The sequence below is a fragment of the Rosistilla ulvae genome (assembly GCF_007741475.1).
Lineage (GTDB): Bacteria > Planctomycetota > Planctomycetia > Pirellulales > Pirellulaceae > Rosistilla > Rosistilla ulvae.
Genome location: NZ_CP036261.1, coordinates 5,226,658 through 5,244,412 on the forward strand (window position 1 = coordinate 5,226,658; position 17,755 = coordinate 5,244,412).

The following is a 17,755-nucleotide window of genomic DNA, read 5'->3' on the forward strand; positions in this document are numbered from 1 at the left end:
GAAGTTATGACATCCCGCCTTAACAGTCAGCATCCCCTCCCTCCCCCTCCCCAAACGACACTGCTGACGGCGAATCTCGCTGTGTGTCGCTGGACCATTTTGAAAACGCTCGTTCTGACAGCCGCCTGCTTGGCGGTTGGCAATCTGGCTTGGGCCGACGATCCGGTCGATGCCGCTGCCAAACCGAGCGACGCCCCCGTCGATGCTGCCAAGCAGATGGCGTTCTTCGAAACGAAGATCCGCCCGTTGTTGGCGGAGCGATGTTACGATTGCCACGATGAGAACACGGCGGAATCGGAACTGCGAGTCGATACATATGAAGGGATGATCACCGGCGGTTTGGCCGGGCCCGCTTTAATCCCCGGAAAGCCGCAGGGCAGTTTGATCGTCGCGGCGGTCGGTTATCGCGACAGCACGTTGCAGATGCCGCCCGATGAAAAGCTGTCCGACGCCGAGATCGCCGACCTGACGCGATGGGTCGAAATGGGAGCACCTCACCCCAGCCGCGACGGGATGCAAACGATCAAGCCACGCGGCGATGTCGATCTGGAAAAGGGGCGACAACACTGGGCATTCCGCCCGGTCGCGAAGGTCGATCCGCCAACGGTCAACCAAACCAGCCCGGCGATCGCGGCTGAAGAGCGTCGCGACGTACCGGTGCGGCATCCGATCGATGCCTTTCTGCTGTCGCGACTGGAAGCCGAGGGGCTGCAACGGGTGCCCGCAGCCGACAAGAGGACACTGATTCGCCGCGCCACTTTTGATCTGACCGGGCTGCCACCAACGCCAGCGGAGATCGAGGGTTTCTTGGCCGATGATTCCGAGGAAGCGTTCGCCAACGTGATCGATCGCTTGCTGTCGTCGCCTCATTATGGTGAGCGTTGGGGCCGGCACTGGTTAGATGTCGCCCGATACGCCGATTCCAACGGGTTGGACGAAAATGTTGTCCATGGCCACGCTTGGCGTTACCGCGATTATGTCGTCAACGCGTTTAATAAAGACAAGCCGTACAATGAATTTGTTGTCGAGCAACTCGCCGGCGATCTCTTGCCACCACGAGACGAGATCGCTCGCGAGCACGAACGTCTGATCGCAACGGGCTACCTGGTGTTGGGGCCCAAGGTTTTGGCGGAACAGGATGAAGCCAAGATGGAGATGGACATCATCGATGAACAGCTCGACACGATCGGCCGCAGCATGTTGGGGCTGACACTTGGATGCGCTCGCTGCCACACGCACAAGTTTGATCCGATCAGCCACCACGACTACTACGGGTTGGCCGGGATCTTCAAAAGCACCAAGAGCATGGACAGCTACAAGACCGTAGCGAAGTGGCACGAGAATCTGATCGAGACGCCGGAAGAAGAGCAGCGTTACAACGAGCATCTCGCCGAAGTCGCCGCGCAAGAAAAGAAGATCGCCGAAGTCATCGCCGAGGCGACGAAGCTGCTGGAGAAGCCGGACAGCGAATTGGCGTTAGCTCAACGCGAGAAAAAGTTCCCTGCCGAAACGACGGCTGTTCTGAAAGCCGAACGCGAGACGCTGAAGAAGCTGAAGGATTCGGCTCCCGAACGCCCGATGGCGATGGGAGTGATCGATGGCGAAGTCGCCGACACGAGTGTTCATTTGCGAGGCAGTCATTTAACGCTGGGCGATGTCGTGCCGCGTCGGTTCCCCGAGGTGCTGGCGTCGACAGACCAACCGCCATTGCCGCCGGAGACCAGCGGTCGGCTGCAGTTCGCCCAGTGGTTGACCAACGGCCAACATCCGTTGACGGCACGCGTGATGGTCAACCGAATCTGGCACGGCCATTTCGGCAAGGGGCTGGTGACGACTGTCGACAACTTTGGTTTGCAAGGGGCTCCGCCGACGCATCCGGAACTATTGGATTGGCTTGCGAATCAATTTGTTGAATCGGGCTGGTCGATCAAGACGATGCATCGCACGATCATGCTCTCGGAAGCCTATCAACGCAGCAGCCAACACCATCCCAAGAACGTGGAAGCCGATCCAGGCAACTCGCTGTACTGGCGGTTCAACCTTCGCCGGTTGGAGGCCGAAGCGATCCGCGACAGTCTGTTGGCGGTTAGTGGCCAATTGGACCGGACCGTTGGCGGAAACATCTCGCAGTACAAAAACCGCGAGTATGTCTTCAACCACACCTCGCAAGATAAATCGACCTACGACAGCTACCGTCGTTCGATCTACGTCCCGGTGATCCGGAACCATCTGTACGACATGTTCCAGTTGTTCGATTACAGCGACGCGAGCGTGCTCAACGGAAATCGCAATGTCAGCACGATCGCACCGCAAGCGTTGTTCCTGATGAACTCCGAATGGGTTTCCGAGCTCGCGCTGTCGATCGCCGATCGCCTGCTGCAGGACAGCAGCGATCCCGCCACGCGGATCGATCAGCTGTACATGCAGTCGTTTGGCCGGCCGGCGACCGCCGACGAACGGGACCGCTCGCTCGACTTTGTTTCGCAGTTCGCATCGCTATCGAAAACGCCGACCGACCGCGAGGAAGCGGAACGTCAGGCGTGGCAGCGATTGTGCCAAGCGATTGTTGCATCCAGTGAATTTGTTTACATCCGATAGGTAGAGCCATGAATTTTTCACGACGACAACTATTGAAGACGACCGGAGCGGGTTTCGGATCGCTGGCCTTGGCATCGCTGTTGGCTGAAGAGTCGCAGGGAAGCAACCTGCCCGGACTGTCGGGTTCCGAACGGGCGCCGCACTTTGCGCCGCGTGCCCGCCGGGTGATCTTCCTGTTTATGAAAGGTGGTCCGTCGCACATGGACACCTTCGATTACAAGCCGCAGTTGCAGAAGGACGATGGCAAGCCGTTGCCCTTCGAAAAGCCGCGGGTCCAGTTTGCACCGACCGGTAATCTGCTGGGATCGCCGTGGAAGTTCAAGCGGTACGGCGAGAGTGGGATCGCGGTCAGCGAGCTGTTCCCGCATGTCGCAGAATGTGTCGACGATCTGTGCATTATCAATTCGATGTACGGTTCCAACTCGGCTCACGGCGGTGCCTGTCTGAAGATCCACACCGGCAGCGATGTGTTTGTGCGGCCGAGCATGGGATCGTGGATCTCGTATGGCTTAGGGACGGAAAACCAGAACCTGCCGGGCTTCATCACGATCTGTCCGACTTTGGCTCATGGCGGCACCAAAAACTGGAGCTCCGCGTTCCTGCCCGCCAGCCACACTGGGATTCCGCTGGGGAACGCTAGCCAGCCGTCGGATCAAGCTCGCGTCAAATATATGCAGAACGCGAATCTCGACCGAGCGAGCCAACGGATGCAACTGGAACTGATGCAATCGATGAACCAGAACTTTCTCGATTCGACCGGCCCCGATTCCGCATTGGAAGCGAGGATCAAATCGTTCGAGTTGGCGTTCCGAATGCAGACCGAAATGCCCGACGCGTTGGACCTCGCGGCGGAGACAAAACCCACGCACGATCTGTACGGACTTGACGATCCGAAGACCGCTGACTTTGGCCGCCAGTGCCTGATGGCGCGGCGATTTGTCGAGCGTGGCGTGCGGTTTGTGCAAGTCACGCACAGCAATACCGAGGTCCAATGGGACCAGCACGGTTCGCTGCGGAAGGGGCACGAGCAGAACGCGAAGGAGGTCGACAAACCGATCGCCGGTCTGTTGCGCGATCTCAAGGCTCGTGGCCTGTTGAAGGATACGCTGGTCCTGTGGGGAGGCGAATTCGGCCGGACACCGACCTGCCAGGGAAGCGGCAACGATGGCCGCGATCACAATCCCGAAGGCTTCACGATGTGGATGGCTGGTGCCGGAGTGCGGCCTGGGATTCAGTACGGTGCGACCGACGATTACGGCTATTACGCTACCGTCGACAAGGTCCACGTGCACGATCTTCACGCCACGCTTTTGCATCTGATGGGCTTGGATCACACACGGCTGACCTACCGCCACGCCGGCCGCGATTTCCGACTGACCGACGTCGCTGGTAAAGTCGTGAAAGGAATTTTGACGTAGGCTGGCGCCTCGTCGAATAGAACTTCGCGGCGGCGGGGGCTTTGCGCGATGGGGTCGGTTGGTACAGAATGGTTGCCATTTAAAGGAGTACCATTTGTCAACCGACATCAATCGAATTGAAGCACTCGCCGCGGCTGAAACCTTAGTCGTTAAGGTCGGCACGCGCGTTCTAACATCTCCCGACGGCTGTCTCGATCGCGAGCGGATCGCGATCCTCGCCGAACAATTATGCAAAGTCATGGACACCGGGCGTACCGTCGTGCTGGTCAGCAGCGGTGCTGTCGGCGCGGGTATCGGCAAGCTGGGATTGACTGAGCGACCGCGGATGCTGGCCGATCTGCAAGCCGTCGCAGCCATCGGGCAAACCGACCTGATGCAAGCCTATCAACACGCCTTCGCCCAACATGGGCGGCACGCGGCACAGGTCCTTTTGACCGCCGAGGATCTGCGAAATCGTTCCAGCTTTTTGAACCTTCGGAATGCGCTGCGACAGATCGCTGCTTACAAAGCGGTTCCGATCATCAACGAAAACGACAGCGTCGCGGTCGAAGAACTGATGACCACCTTTGGCGACAACGATCGCTTAGCCGCTTCGGTCGCCAGTCTGATCAACGATGCGATGTTGGTGATCCTGACCGACATCGACGGCCTGCACACCTGCCACCCCAGCGATCCAAACAGCAAGCGGATGTCGACGGTTGAAACGATCAACCACGAGGTAATTGCGATGGCTTGCGACACTCAAAACAGTGTCAGCAAAGGTGGCATGAGCAGCAAGCTTGTCGCCGCTCAGATCGCCACCTCCCACGGTCACTCGGTGATCATCGGCCCCGGCCGCGACGATCGCGTGTTGGAAAAGATCTTGGCAGGCGAATCGATCGGAACGCTGTTTCAACCCGAAGAGAAAGCGATCCGCGGCCGGTTGCGGTGGATCGATTCCGCTGCGGCACTGGCGGGTGAACTGCACGTCGACGCGGGAGCCGCCCGCGCGGTGGGTGATCGCGGGAAGAGCCTGTTGGCGATCGGAATCCGCCGCGTCGAGGGAGTGTTTGATCGCGGCGAAGTCGTTGCCATCATCGACCCACAGGGGGCCGAGATCGCTCGTGGTCTGATCAACTACACCTCCGAAGAAGCGACAAAAATCATCGGCTTGCCCAGCGGTCAGATCGCCGACGTTCTAGGCCACTGTCCCTATGACACGGTGATCCACTGCGACAACATCGCAACCAACAGCGGACTGCCGCTGCCACGCTAAAACGGCAGCACGTCAGGCAACACAAGGTGCGACGTAAGCAGCCTGGCTGCACTGCCTTTTCATCTTGGAAAAACTTGCGTTTCACTTCGGCGCAGCGTAGAACATCGGTCCAGCTTTTGCGATCGATCCTCACGCCCACAGCCCTGGTCCCACCGATGAAACTGCTGCTGCGAACCTGTGTCGCTTTGTTGCTAGTCCTTTCTATCGAACCCGCTGACGCCGAACAGTGGCCTGGCTGGCGCGGACCTCGCGGCGATGGCAGTAGCTTGGAATCGAAGCCGCCAACCGATTGGGACGGTGCGACGGGGAAGAACATCCTTTGGACAAAGGACTTGCCCGGCACGGGGCACGGATCGCCGATCGTCTGGAACGACAAACTCTTTCTTGTAACCTGCATCGAGGACCAACACGATCGCCAACTGTTGTGCATCAGCACCGCGACGGGCGAGACGCTTTGGAAGTCGACAGTCTTTAACGCACCGTTGGAGACCAAGCATTCACTGAACAGCTTCGCCAGCAGCACTCCGGCGACCGATGGCGATCAAGTCGTTGCGGTTTTCCTGGAAGTCGATGGCAGCAAGGCTCCAGCCAAAAACGTCGGCAAGGCGAGGAACCTCACCCCCGGCAAGATCGTCGTCGCGGCATACGACTTGGCGGGCAAACAGCGTTGGTTGGCGCGGCCGGGAGTCTTCAGCAGCGTCCATGGATTCTGCAGCAATCCCGTTCTATTTGGCGATCTGGTGATCATCAACGGCGATCACGATGGCGATTCATTCCTCGTGGCGTTGGATCGCAACACGGGGAAAACGGTATGGAAGGTTCCGCGTCGGCATCAAACACGCAGTTATGCGACGCCGCTGATCCGCGAGGTCGACGGCGCGGACCAGCTTGTGTTGCCGGGTAGCATGGCGGTTACAAGTTTTAACCCGCGGGATGGTTCGACGCTGTGGACCGTCGAAGGGCCGACCGAACAGTTTGTCGCCTCGCCGGTCTACGACGGCAAACACTTCTTCGTAACCGCGGGCTATCCAACGCATCACGTCGTCGCGATCCGCCCCGACGGACACGATGATGTTAGCGATTCGCATGTCACATGGCACAGCACCGACGTCCGCAGCTATGTCCCTTCGCCGATCCTGGCCGGTCAGTTTCTGATCGTGGCTGATGATCGCGGAACAGCAAATTGTTACGATACCGCGACGGGAGAACGCTTCTGGAATGTGCGACTGGGACGCAAATTCAGCGCGTCGCCGGTGATGGCTGCTGGGAAGGTCTTCCTGTTAGCCGAAGATGGCACGATGCACATTGTGCAACCGGGGAAAGAGTTCCAACAGATCGCCGAACCGCAACTGGGCGAGCGAGCGTTTGCATCGCCTGCGATCGCCGACGGCCGAATCTACATTCGCGGTGAGCAGCGATTGTTTGCGATCGGAGAGAAGTAGAACGCACCCCGACTCGTTTAACCGCGGTGGCAACGCCCCGCGCGTTCGACCTCAATCCGACGCGCGGCCCGATGGGCACGCGGTTAAACGCACCGCACCACCGACACCGACGACTGCCTTAGTGATAGCTGCCGCGGCCAAACTGTGGATGGACTTTCCTCAGCACGCGTTTCGACCACTCTTTGCCAGGCAACGCCTTGAGCGTTCGCAGCATCCCACCGCGCAGTCGCCGCGTGTGCCAGGAAGCTGGCGAGACACAAATCGCTCCGTGCGGCACGCTATCGATCACGTTGTTTAGCGTCCACTTGTATGGTAGTTCGCCGTAGCCGAAATCGATTTTGTCGATTTGGTTGGCATCCGCCTGGCGAACGATTTCCAGAAACAACGCTGTCCCTGGGGATGCGTACCCGAAGGCCTGATCGTAGACCGGGAACCAATAGTGCAGCAGTTTGCCCTCTTGCATTCCCATGTGCATCGCGACCAATTTGTCTCCCGCGTAGAGCGCTGACAAACGCCCTTCCAGCTGACCATCTCGCGTCAGCATCAAATGCAGCAGATTGCGTATCCATTCGACCGAGAAGATGTCAAAAATCCGCGTCCGTTGATATTGCTCGCGTTTGAGTTGAATCAGACGATCGAGTACCGCCGGATCGGTCGACGCATACTCCAACCGCAATGGGCCTTCCTCGCGGACCAGCTTTTTCGTTTTTCGCCGCTGCTTAAAAATTGTCTTGCGATTTTGCTCCAACCAGTGGTCATAGCGAAGATCCGATGCGGTCAGATCACATAAAAACGCTTTGGTCCATCCAAAAGCATGCTCTTGGGCATCGTTAGTCGATGAAAACAGAGCATGGTATTCGTACCCGGTGGCATCGAGATCGGTCAGCACCCCGCGCCAATCGATCGTAGAATCGGGAGCACAGATTAAACCATGAGCGTCGTTGATCGTGCGGCCGATGGGAAACAATGATCGGCCGCTGCGATGGTAGGGCAAAAAACCGATCGGTACGCCCGATTGTTCGATGATCGCCACATAACAGTCGTCGCGAACTTGATTGACAGCCTGCGTAAACTCAGACGAAAAGAAGGGACTGTAGAACGCCGGATTGCTCGATCGCAACGCGTCCCAAACGGCGACCAATGAATCGTCCAAACAGCTTGCATGAATCGAATGAACGCGGTGTTTTCTCGCTCCATTTGACAGCGGTGATTGACCGAGTTCGTTGCTGCGACCCGCTGACGACTGCGTTGGTTGATTGAGAGAGTCGGCCAGAGGCATAGGTTGAATCAACGGCAAGGTTGTGGCCTGGGAAGCATGCACGTAAGTTCAGCTCAATTAGATTAATTGAGATTTGGCCGGCATCAAGTGCGGAGATACCGACAAACCACTGGATTTCGGCGAATAAAAACACCCCATAGTTGGGGGCAAGGCAAGCTCTCAATTCCGTTGGGGCCCAAAAAATAAAGGGACAGCTTCGCGTGGAAGCTGCCCCTTTCTTCGTCGTTCGCCATTCCGCTGCCAAGCAACGGAGGACGATTTAGTTGCTGACCAAACGCAATATCGGCGTGTTGAGCGACTTGGCAACATGGCCAACATAGTCGGCATCGACCGGGCTGAGACGTCGCATCGGCACGGTGCAGGTGCGACCATTGGTCTTGAGCAGCTTGACGAAATCGGTACCGATCACGACCAACCGCCCCTCGGTTTCAAAGGTGCTGGTGTTGTCCTTCCAAACTCGCATCGAAAGATCGCCAAACGGATCGTCCGCCGCTTCCTTCCCTTCGTCCCCTGACTTGGGCTCACCAAACAGGTCGTCGAACCCTTCGGCTGGCTTCGCTTCGGTCGCCGGTGCCGCATCGTCTGCAGGAGGAGTCCCGAACAGATCGTCAGCTGGAGCCGGTTCTGCTGCAGGAGGAGTCCCGAACAGGTCGTCAGCTGGAGCCGGTTCCGCTGCAGGAGGAGTTCCGAACAGGTCGTCAGCTGGAGCTGGTTCCGCTGCAGGAGGAGTTCCGAACAGGTCGTCAGCTGGAGCTGGTTCTGCTGCAGGAGGAGTTCCGAACAGGTCGTCAGCTGGAGCTGGTTCTGCAGGTGCAGCCTTGCCCGGTTCACCAAACAGGTCATCGGCAGCCGCAGGTGTCTCGGCTGGCGTATCAAACAGATCGTCCGCAGGAGCTTCCTTCATCGGTTCGGCAGGAGCCGCACCAAAGGGATCGTCCGACGCGGGGGCCGGTTCCGATGGAGCACCAAAGGGATCGTCGGCCGCTGGCTTCGGATCAGCCGCTGGCTTTGGTTCCGATGGAGCACCAAACAGATCGTCCGCGGGAGCTTCCTTCATCGGTTCGGCTGGAGCCGCACCAAAGGGATCGTCCGACGCGGGGGCCGGTTCCGATGGAGCACTAAAGGGATCGTCGGCAGCTGGCTTCGGATCAGCCGCTGGCTTTGGTTCCGATGGAGCACCAAACAGATCGTCCGCAGGAGCTTCCTTCATCGGTTCGGCAGGAGCCGCACCAAAGGGATCGTCAGCTGCTGGTTTAGGTTCAGCTGGTGCACCAAAGGGATCGTCGGCCGCAGCCTTGGGTTCAGCTGGTGCAGCTTCGGGTTCAGCGGGAGCAGCAAAGGGATCGTCAGCGGGAGCCTCTTTCATTGGTTCGGCTGGAGCCGCACCAAAGGGATCGTCAGCTGGTGCCGCCTTAGGTTCAGCGGGTGCACCAAAGGGATCGTCGGCCGCAGCCTTAGGTTCAGCGGGTGCAGCTTCGGGTTCAACGGGAGCTGCAAAGGGATCGTCAGCTGGAGCCTCTTTCATTGGTTCGACAGGAGCCGCACCAAAGGGATCGTCAGCTGGTGCCGCCTTGGGTTCAGCTGGTGCCGCCTTAGGTTCAGCCGGTGCTGCCTTGGGTTCAGCCGGTACTGCCTTGGGTTCAGCCGGTGCTGCCTTAGGTTCAGCGGGTGCTGCCTTAGGTTCAGCCGGTACTGCCTTGGGTTCAGCCGGTCCTGCCTTAGGTTCAGCTGGTGCTGCCTTGGGTTCAGCTGGTGCTGCCTTAGGTTCAGCGGGTGCTGCCTTAGGTTCAGCCGGTGCTGCCTTAGGTTCAGCTGGTGCTGCCTTGGGTTCAGCCGGTGCTGGTTCTTTGGCTTGCTCATTAAACGGATTGGGCGTTTCGGCGGGCATTGGTTCAGGATTGACAGGCTTTGGAGCCGGCTTGGGCTCCGCTGGCATCGGTTCCAACGCGGTCGCAGGTTGAATCTCCTGCTCGGGTTCATCATTCACATCCGCATCGACGCTCTTCTCGTCCACAGGTGCTGGAGTCGGTGGCGTTTCTTCGCTTGCATCTGCCGACGGTGGCAATGTGAGAACGGTTTGCGGTTCGGCGGGAGCCGCGTGGCCATACGACCCGGTTTTGCAGATCGGACAGTTGTCGGCGGGGTAGGTTGGGATTTCCGAAGTGGTTGCCGGTGCCGGAGCACAGGAAACCGCGTTTCCGCAAGCCGACGATGAGACGATGGCGGGAGCACATCCGACCGATCGCGACACGACGGGGACGGGCTTGCAGCTGGGAGCGCAATAGACCGGAGCACAGGACGCGGGACATGGGCAACAGCAATTCGATGCCGCGGGTGCAAAGCAACCGGCAATCGCATACGGTGGCACGGCCATGATGACGGTCAGCGTCGTGACGATCATCACGCTCAGCTGACGGCGAATTCGTCGATTCATTATCAACAGTCTCCAGGGAAAGCGACTCTAACTTGTGGTGTTTGCGACGGTCGACCAGATGCCAGTCGGGGAGGTTGGGTCGGCTGCCGTGCCGCGCGCGGTGGCGGTGGGTTTGTGACCTTATGCTAGTTGTCGATTCGGGCAGCAGCAAGCAATCGGGGCCGATGGGAAGCAGAAAATCCGGTTGATACCGATCATTGCAACCTCAGGGTAACTATGCTTGAAGCGGACGATTCCGATTTTTTGGTCACGGGGTCAGCCGGTCAGAAGCGACCGTGGGAACGCGAATTGGGATCCTCAGCAGTCGCGGTGGCTGCAATCCTCTATACAAAAAGCGGTTTCCAAACCTATCCTCTAAATATAGGACACAAACTGGGTGTGTCAGATTTTCGAGCCCACTTGATCGACAGCGACGATGAACACCACACCCAGTAAAACGACGTCTCCCAAGACGGTGCTGCTGACGGTCGCCAAGTTTGGTGTGCCCGTTGGCATCGTCTGGTACCTCGTTTCCCAGATCCAACCGCAGCAGTGGTCGGCGCTGCAGAATTCGCCAAAGCAATATTCTCTGCTCGCGATGGCGCTGCTGATCGGGCTCAGCGCAACGCTGCTCAGCTATGTTCGCTGGTGGCTGTTAGTTCGCTCACACAACATCCCGCTGACTCCCACCGAAGGGATCCGTTTGGCAGCGATCGGATTTCTGTTGAACTTTGTTTCGATCGGAGCCGTCGGGGGCGATCTCTTCAAAGCCTACTTTCTGGCCCGCCGCACGCCGGGCAAGAAGATCGAGGTCTTTGCGACGGCGCTGGTCGATCGCGTTGTTGGGCTGTACGGTTTGCTAGTGGTCGCGTCGGTCGCTTTATGGATGATCGGCGACTCGCTGGCCGGAGACGACGTGACGTTGATCCGCGCCGTCGTCTACACGCTGACCTTGGCGGGAGCTGCTTTTATGCTGGGCGTTGTCCTGGGCGGATCCCTGATCGACCGAGCGCTCGACCGAATCTTAAACGTCCCGATGGTCGGCCCATTTGTGCACCGCATCGCCGATCCGCTGCGAGCTTTCCGGCATCACACCGCCGCCTTCATGGTGACGATCGGGATGTCGGTGGTCGTGCATATACTGTTAGGCGTGGCGATCTATTTCATCGCCGCCGGCCTCTACGAACATCCCCCCACGCTCGCCGAACATATGGTGATCGTGCCGATCGCCAATGCAGTCGCCGGGCTGCCGATCTCGTTGGCTGGGATCGGAGTGTTCGAGGGCGCATTGGACCACTTATACGCCAAGCTACCGACGACGCCGACCGACGCGTCGGGAACGATCGTCGGCCTGGTCTACGAAATCGTCAAGATCGCGATCGCGATGATCGGTATCGTTTTCTATTGGACCGGGCAACGGGAGGTTCGCGAATCGTTCCAAGCCGTCGCCGCTTCCGACGACGAAACCTAAATCAGTCGCGGCGACAGACAGCCACAAATCCGCCGGCTCGCACGCGAGGCAACACCCGCCGCAGCGGAAGCACTCCACTGGCGGTCAGGTTCAGCGGAAAGATCTGTTCGATCTGAAACCCTGCCTGCCGCAAGTCGGCTTTCAGTTCACTCAAGCCGAAGTTGTGCAGGAACATGTTCGGAAGACCGCGATATTGATAGACCCGATCGCCAAATTCTTGATCGCCTCGCTTGCGGCCGGACCACCACGAACGGCACAACCACCGGAGGCCGGCGGGATCGTAAAGCGACGACCAGATATTGTGAACGTGCAGCACAAACTTGCCGCCCGGCTTGAGGATCCGCCGCGTGTGGGCAAGCGCTGCGATTCGGTTCGCCCGGCCGCGGATCATCCCCAGGGTGCTGAACAGCGAAACCGCATGCTCGACACAATTGTCAGCGATCCCGTTCAGGTCGACAAGATTCGCCCTAACCGAAGCGATCGGCAACGCCTGAGTTTGCGCTTTCTGCTGAACCACTTCCAACATGTGCTGACTCAGATCGATCGCCAGCCCGCGATAACCGCTCGCTGCTAATGCGACCAACGCCCTCCCGGTGCCGCAGCCCAGGTCGGCGACGGTCGCTCGCCCCTGCGAATCGGGCGGGGGCAGATGCTGCAAAACCAACTGCTGATCTAGCGCGAACAGCGGATGATCGGCGAAGTATTGGTCATACTCTGTTGCGATCGCCGGTCGCGCGGCATAATCCCAGGTTCCTGGGCTCACGCCCGCAGGCAACTGCCACGAAGGAATCGATTCAATTTGCACGCACAGCTCAAACGGTTAGAGACAACAAGGGTTCCGGTTGACACACAACCGGCCTACTAGGGAACGATGAACATCTTTGGCCACAACAAGGCCTAGAGATTGCTTCGCTCAAGAGAGTCGATCTAACCGCAAAATGCTACTAGGGGACTGGCTGGGGGGCGTTTTCTACCGCTATAATCCGTGCGACATTGAGCTCACCCTTTGTTGGTCGCCCTCAACACGATTCAATTTTTACTTCTTACAGGAGCATTCTGTGGCAATTCGAGTAGCAATCAATGGCTTTGGCCGCATCGGACGTTTGACGTTTCGCAATCTGATGGAACGCAGCGACGAATTCGAAGTTGTGGCGATCAATGACCTGACCGACAACAAAACCCTGCGAACGCTGTTGAAGTATGACAGCATCCACGGTCGCTATCCAGGCGAGGTCACATACGACGACAAGTCGATCATCGTCGACGGCAAGCCGATCGCCGCATTGGCCGAACGCGACCCAGCCAAACTGCCTTGGGGCGAAATGAACGTCGACGTAGTTATCGAGAGCACCGGTTTCTTCACCGCACGTGCTACCGACACCAAGCCAGGTTACGATTCGCACTTGGCCGCCGGAGCCAAGAAGGTCGTTTTGAGCGCACCAGCGAAAGATGGCGCCGACCTGACCTGCGTGATGGGCGTCAACGACGACAAACTGACCGCCGACATGAAGTGCGTTTCGAACGCCAGTTGCACCACCAACTGCTTGGCTCCTGTCGCCAAGGTCCTCAACGACACCTTCGGTATCGAATCGGGCCTGATGACAACCGTTCACGCTTACACCAACGACCAGAAGGTGCAAGATCAACCGCACGGCGATCTGTACCGTTCGCGTGCCGCTGGCCAGAACATCATCCCAACCAGCACCGGCGCCGCCAAGGCTGTCGGTTTGGTGATCCCAGAACTGAAGGGCAAGCTGACCGGTATCGCGATGCGAGTTCCTGTGCCAACCGGAAGCGTCGTCGACCTGACCTGCAACTTGAGCAAAGAAGCATCGGTTGAATCGATCAACGCCGCGATCAAGGAAGCTGCTGAAGGACCTCTCAAGGGCATCCTGATGTACACCGAAGACGCGATCGTCAGCAGCGACATCGTTCACGATCCACACAGCAGCGTTTTCGCCGCCGACTTCACTCAAGTCCTGGGCGACAACGGCAAGTTCGTCAAGGTGATCAGCTGGTACGACAACGAGTGGGGTTACAGCAGCCGCACCGCCGACTTGATCGCCAAGTTCGGCCCTATGTAATCCAACCGATTACGTAGCCAAACGCAAATAACGCAAAACTGCGAATTGCCAGAAAAACCCTCGTTCCCAAAGAACGAGGGTTTTTTATTTGCCCCAACAACAATCCCAACGGACCGACCATTCACCCAGGCCCAATCGGGCCGCCCCCATGTCAGCCCAGGGCAACGCCCTGGGAAAACGCCGCCAAACAAACACCCACAAATTCCCAAGGCCCAACGGGCCGGCACCACGCCAGCCCAGGGCAACGCCCTGGGAAAACGCCGCCAAACAAACACCCACAAATTCCCAAGACCCAACGGGCCGGCCCCACGCCAGCCCAGGGCAACGCCCTGGGAAAACGCGGCCAAACAAACGATCCCAGCCCCAACGGGGCGGCCCTAACTCGATCGCACAACGCCACACCAACGACGCCATCGATCCGCCCCGTTGGGGCTCCGCCGTGAATGGGCGCGTTCAAAAACCCGGGGCGTTGCACTGGGCTGACATAGCGCTGCCCACTTCGGGGCGTCAAACCGACCGATTCTCCCGAACCACGCACACGTTTCATCACCGCACACGCCACGAAACAAAACACACGCCCATTCCTCGGACACAAACGACGTTCCCCCTCAATCCCAAACATAGCGTTCGTCGATCTCCAGCCCATGGCGGCGACATAACTCGCGAAACTCCTCCTCGAACGTCATCTTTCGATGGTGTTCCTGTTGGTTCGCGATATACCGCTTCACATCGTCGATGTTCGATTCGCTGACGGAGAATGCTCCGTAACCCGACTGCCACGAAAATGACTTCAGCCCCGTCGCTTGCTTCTTTAACCACTTGCTGGTTTCCGTCTTCATCTCCTGAGCGACATCTGCGAGCGCAAACTTTCGGCTCAGTAAAAGCAACGCATGAACATGGTCCTCGACCCCACCAATCTTTATGGCCGGGGAATCGACGTTGTCGCGAAGGATTGTCGCCATGTAAGCATACAACTGCTCGCGAAGTTCCAACGGATCCAACAACGGTTTGCGGTGTTTCGTCGAAAACACGAAATGGATCGCAACCTTGGCTAGCGACTGAGACATTGATCAGCTCACGAAGAGGAGTCCGCAGCGCGTGGAATTCAATCATTGTAGCCAACACATACCGCATGGAACAACAAGTCGGATGGAGGGACACCGCTCCGCTCGGTGGCGTAGAACCGCCCCGTTGGGGCTCCGCCGTGGATGGGCGCGTTCAAAAACCCAGGGCGTTGCCCTGGGCTGACATAGGACTGCCCCTGTTGGGGCGTCGAACCGCCGATTCCCAATATGCATCATCAACGCCACGCATACAAACCGCATAACGCGCACGGTTTAATCCCCCCCACACACGGATCTCAGTCACCGTACGCGAAACCGAACAACACACCCGCCCATTCTCCAGGCCCAACGGGGCCGGCACCACGCCAACCCAGGGCAACGCCCTGGGTGAACGGCTACAAACAAACGATCCTAGCCCTATTGGGGCGGCCCTAACTCGATTGCACAACGCGACACCGACCATGACGTAGAACCGCCCCGCTGGGGCTCCGCGGGCGATGGGCCCGCCCCGAACCCCAGGGCGTTGCCCTGGGCTGACGTACCGCTGCCCACTTCGGGGCGTCAAACCGCCGATTCCCGCCGAAACAACATGCTCTGGTAAAACGGTACGACCAAACGCCATCGCGTTCGACGGGACCGTTGGCAAAATCAATCGCTCGCTTTTTCTTGCAACGCCTTGGTGCCGGCGTCCAAGGTGGCGATGATCTTTTCGACGTCGTAGACGCATCCGTTCCACGTCCCGCCGCCGACTTGTTGCAGCGCGGCCCAGAGTCGTGAATCGTCGGGCATCTTGACGTCGACAGCCAATTGCGGATGCGGCGACCTCGATGCGAGCAGCGTTTCGGCTTCCGCTGGCGTTAGCGATTTGTCAGCGGTCCCGATTAGGTTCACGCTGCCGTGCAATCCGATTCGATCGACAACGACTTCGATCTGGTCGCCGTCCTGGACGCGGCCGATCGGTCCTCCCGCCAATGCCTCCGGGCCGACATGGCCGATGCACGCGCCGGTGCTGACGCCCGAGAACCGGGCGTCGGTGACAAGCGCCACATGTTTGCCCCAGGGCAAGAACTTCAAGGCCGACGTGATTTGATAGGTCTCCTCCATGCCGCTCCCCAGCGGGCCGCGGCCGATCAACACCACAACATCTCCCGCCTGAACCGGTTGGGGATGGTTCCCCTTGATCGCCGCGATCGCATCGCGTTCGCTGACAAAGACCCGCGCCGGGCCGGCCTTGCGATAGACGCCATCGTCGCCAACGACGCTCGGATCGATCGATGTCGATTTGATCACCGATCCCTCGGGACAAAGATTCCCCTGCGGGAAGCAGACGGTGCTGGTCAGTCCACGTTTTTTAGCGGTTGCCGGAGGGATGATCACATCGTCGGGATCGACGCGATCGGATTCGATCAAACGCTGCCGCAACGCGCGCCGACGAGCCGACTGCGGCCAGGCGTCGAGGATCTCGTTCCAACTGACGCCGGCGACCGTCATCGCATCGCCGCGCAACAGCCCCAACTCGCGGAGATGCCACATGATTTCCGGAACGCCGCCGGCCAGGAACAACCGAACCGTCGGATGCCCGACGGGGCCGTTGGGCAAAACATCGACGAACCGCGCGACCAATTTATTGACTTGGTGCCAGTCGTCGACAGTCGGTGACCGCAGCCCAGCCGCCTGAGCGACCGCGGGAATGTGCAGCAAGAGATTCGTCGAACCGCCGCAGGCCGCGTGAACCAACATCGCGTTGTAGATCGAATCGTCGGTTACGATATCGGCCAGCGTGAGCCCGCGAGCATCCAAGGCCATCAGACTGCGAGCACTCTGCCGCGCGATGTCCAACCAAATCGGCTGGCCGCTGGGTGCAAGGGCCGCATGCGGAACGGTCAGCCCCATCGCCTCGGCGACAACTTGGCTGGTCGCTGCGGTTCCCAGGAACTGGCAACCGCCGCCAGGCGATCCGCATGCGCGGCAGCCTTCCAGACCGGCCTGTTCCAGCGAGATTTCGCCTTGCGAATACCGAGCCCCAATCGTTTGCACTTTGCCCGCATCCTCGCCGACCGTCGGCGGCAGCGTCACGCCGCCGGGAACGATCACGCTGGGCAAGTGCTTCGTCCCGCAAACTGCCAGCATCATCGCTGGCAAACCTTTGTCACACGTCGCGACGCCCAACACACCGCGGCGGCGAGGCAACGAACGGATCAACCGACGCATCACGATCGCCGCATCGTTGCGATAGGGCAGGCTGTCGAACATCCCGTTGGTTCCCTGCGATCGGCCGTCGCAAGGGTCGCTGCAGAAAGCGGCAAACGGGACCCCACCAGCCTCCGAAAACTGCTCGGCTGCCGCTTGAACCAACAGCCCAACTTCCCAGTGTCCGGTGTGATAGCCCAGGGCGATCGGCGTCCCATCGTGATCGCGAACGCCTCCCTGCGTACTCAGACACAAATACTGAGGTCCCATCATGCGAGCCGGATCCCAGCCCATGCCGGCGTTTTGCGTCAGTCCAAACAGATCGCCGCTGCTCCAAGAGCGAAGGATCTCATCGGTCAACGGCAACTGACCACTTGGCCCCGACGCCGACGTGACCACCGACGCCGCGACGTCGCCGCCATCGAGATGTTGGTCGAGCGAAAACAAACTGTCGTCGGGATAGTTAAACGCGGGAGGCAATGGATCACTCGCAATAAAGGCAAAATGTTGGTGGGCAAACGGTTTGACTATTCATAGATAG

The 17,755-nt window shown here is 59.1% G+C and carries 11 protein-coding genes; 6 read left to right on the forward strand and 5 right to left on the reverse strand.

All coding sequences use genetic code 11. From position 1 onward, the window contains the following. Positions 1–99 precede the first annotated feature (99 nt). The 4 genes from EC9_RS18415 (at position 100) to EC9_RS18430 (ending at position 6,713) form a co-directional block, all read left to right on the forward strand. Positions 100–2,598 (forward strand): PSD1 and planctomycete cytochrome C domain-containing protein, encoded by a 2,499-nt coding sequence (locus EC9_RS18415; RefSeq protein WP_246105762.1) that lies wholly within the window; start codon positions 100–102, stop codon positions 2,596–2,598. Positions 2,599–2,606: 8 nt separating this feature from the next. After that, a complete protein-coding gene (locus EC9_RS18420) occupies positions 2,607–4,016 on the forward strand; it encodes a DUF1501 domain-containing protein (RefSeq protein WP_145122301.1) in 1,410 nt (469 codons plus the stop codon). Positions 4,017–4,110: 94 nt separating this feature from the next. Beyond that, positions 4,111–5,271 (forward strand): glutamate 5-kinase, encoded by a 1,161-nt coding sequence (gene proB / locus EC9_RS18425; protein WP_145288567.1) that lies wholly within the window; start codon positions 4,111–4,113, stop codon positions 5,269–5,271. A 155-nt stretch (positions 5,272–5,426) separates the two neighbouring features. Continuing rightward, positions 5,427–6,713: an outer membrane protein assembly factor BamB family protein gene (locus EC9_RS18430; RefSeq protein ID WP_145347514.1), complete on the forward strand. Its 1,287-nt coding sequence runs from the start codon at positions 5,427–5,429 to the stop codon at positions 6,711–6,713. Positions 6,714–6,831: 118 nt separating this feature from the next. Here EC9_RS18430 and EC9_RS18435 read toward each other — a convergent pair whose 3' ends face one another. Both EC9_RS18435 and EC9_RS27170 read right to left on the reverse strand, forming a co-directional pair. After that, positions 6,832–7,866 (reverse strand): GNAT family N-acetyltransferase, encoded by a 1,035-nt coding sequence (locus EC9_RS18435; RefSeq protein WP_218934248.1) that lies wholly within the window; start codon positions 7,864–7,866, stop codon positions 6,832–6,834. Positions 7,867–8,251: 385 nt separating this feature from the next. Further along, the gene (locus EC9_RS27170; protein WP_145347518.1) at positions 8,252–10,426 is read right to left on the reverse strand and encodes a nucleoporin; all 2,175 of its coding nucleotides are present in this window, start codon (positions 10,424–10,426) and stop codon (positions 8,252–8,254) included. A gap of 415 nt (positions 10,427–10,841) precedes the next feature. Here EC9_RS27170 and EC9_RS18445 point away from each other — a divergent pair, with 415 nt between their 5' ends. After that, on the forward strand, positions 10,842–11,876 hold the full coding sequence (locus EC9_RS18445) for a lysylphosphatidylglycerol synthase transmembrane domain-containing protein (RefSeq protein ID WP_145347520.1): 1,035 nt from the start codon (positions 10,842–10,844) through the stop codon (positions 11,874–11,876). Between the two features lies 1 nt (position 11,877). Here EC9_RS18445 and EC9_RS18450 read toward each other — a convergent pair whose 3' ends face one another. Beyond that, positions 11,878–12,681: a class I SAM-dependent methyltransferase gene (locus EC9_RS18450; RefSeq protein WP_218934249.1), complete on the reverse strand. Its 804-nt coding sequence runs from the start codon at positions 12,679–12,681 to the stop codon at positions 11,878–11,880. Positions 12,682–12,934: 253 nt separating this feature from the next. Between EC9_RS18450 and gap the strand changes: the two genes are divergently transcribed. Continuing rightward, on the forward strand, positions 12,935–13,960 hold the full coding sequence (gene gap, locus EC9_RS18455; protein WP_145122408.1) for a type I glyceraldehyde-3-phosphate dehydrogenase: 1,026 nt from the start codon (positions 12,935–12,937) through the stop codon (positions 13,958–13,960). 608 nt (positions 13,961–14,568) lie between these two features. Here gap and tnpA read toward each other — a convergent pair. Both tnpA and EC9_RS18465 read right to left on the reverse strand, forming a co-directional pair. Continuing rightward, a complete protein-coding gene (tnpA, locus tag EC9_RS18460) occupies positions 14,569–15,027 on the reverse strand; it encodes an IS200/IS605 family transposase (protein WP_145347524.1) in 459 nt (152 codons plus the stop codon). A gap of 645 nt (positions 15,028–15,672) precedes the next feature. Further along, positions 15,673–17,661 (reverse strand): YjhG/YagF family D-xylonate dehydratase, encoded by a 1,989-nt coding sequence (locus EC9_RS18465; protein WP_218934837.1) that lies wholly within the window; start codon positions 17,659–17,661, stop codon positions 15,673–15,675. Positions 17,662–17,755 lie beyond the last annotated feature (94 nt).

Excerpts from the sequence above, each read along its gene's own strand:
- EC9_RS18445 (WP_145347520.1), top strand. The coding sequence starts at position 10,842 with ATGAACACCACACCCAGTAAAACGACGTCTCCCAAGACGGTGCTGCTG.
- tnpA (WP_145347524.1), bottom strand. The coding sequence starts at position 15,027 with ATGTCTCAGTCGCTAGCCAAGGTTGCGATCCATTTCGTGTTTTCGACG.
- EC9_RS18430 (WP_145347514.1), top strand. The coding sequence starts at position 5,427 with ATGAAACTGCTGCTGCGAACCTGTGTCGCTTTGTTGCTAGTCCTTTCT.
- EC9_RS27170 (WP_145347518.1), bottom strand. The coding sequence starts at position 10,426 with ATGAATCGACGAATTCGCCGTCAGCTGAGCGTGATGATCGTCACGACG.
- EC9_RS18420 (WP_145122301.1), top strand. The coding sequence starts at position 2,607 with ATGAATTTTTCACGACGACAACTATTGAAGACGACCGGAGCGGGTTTC.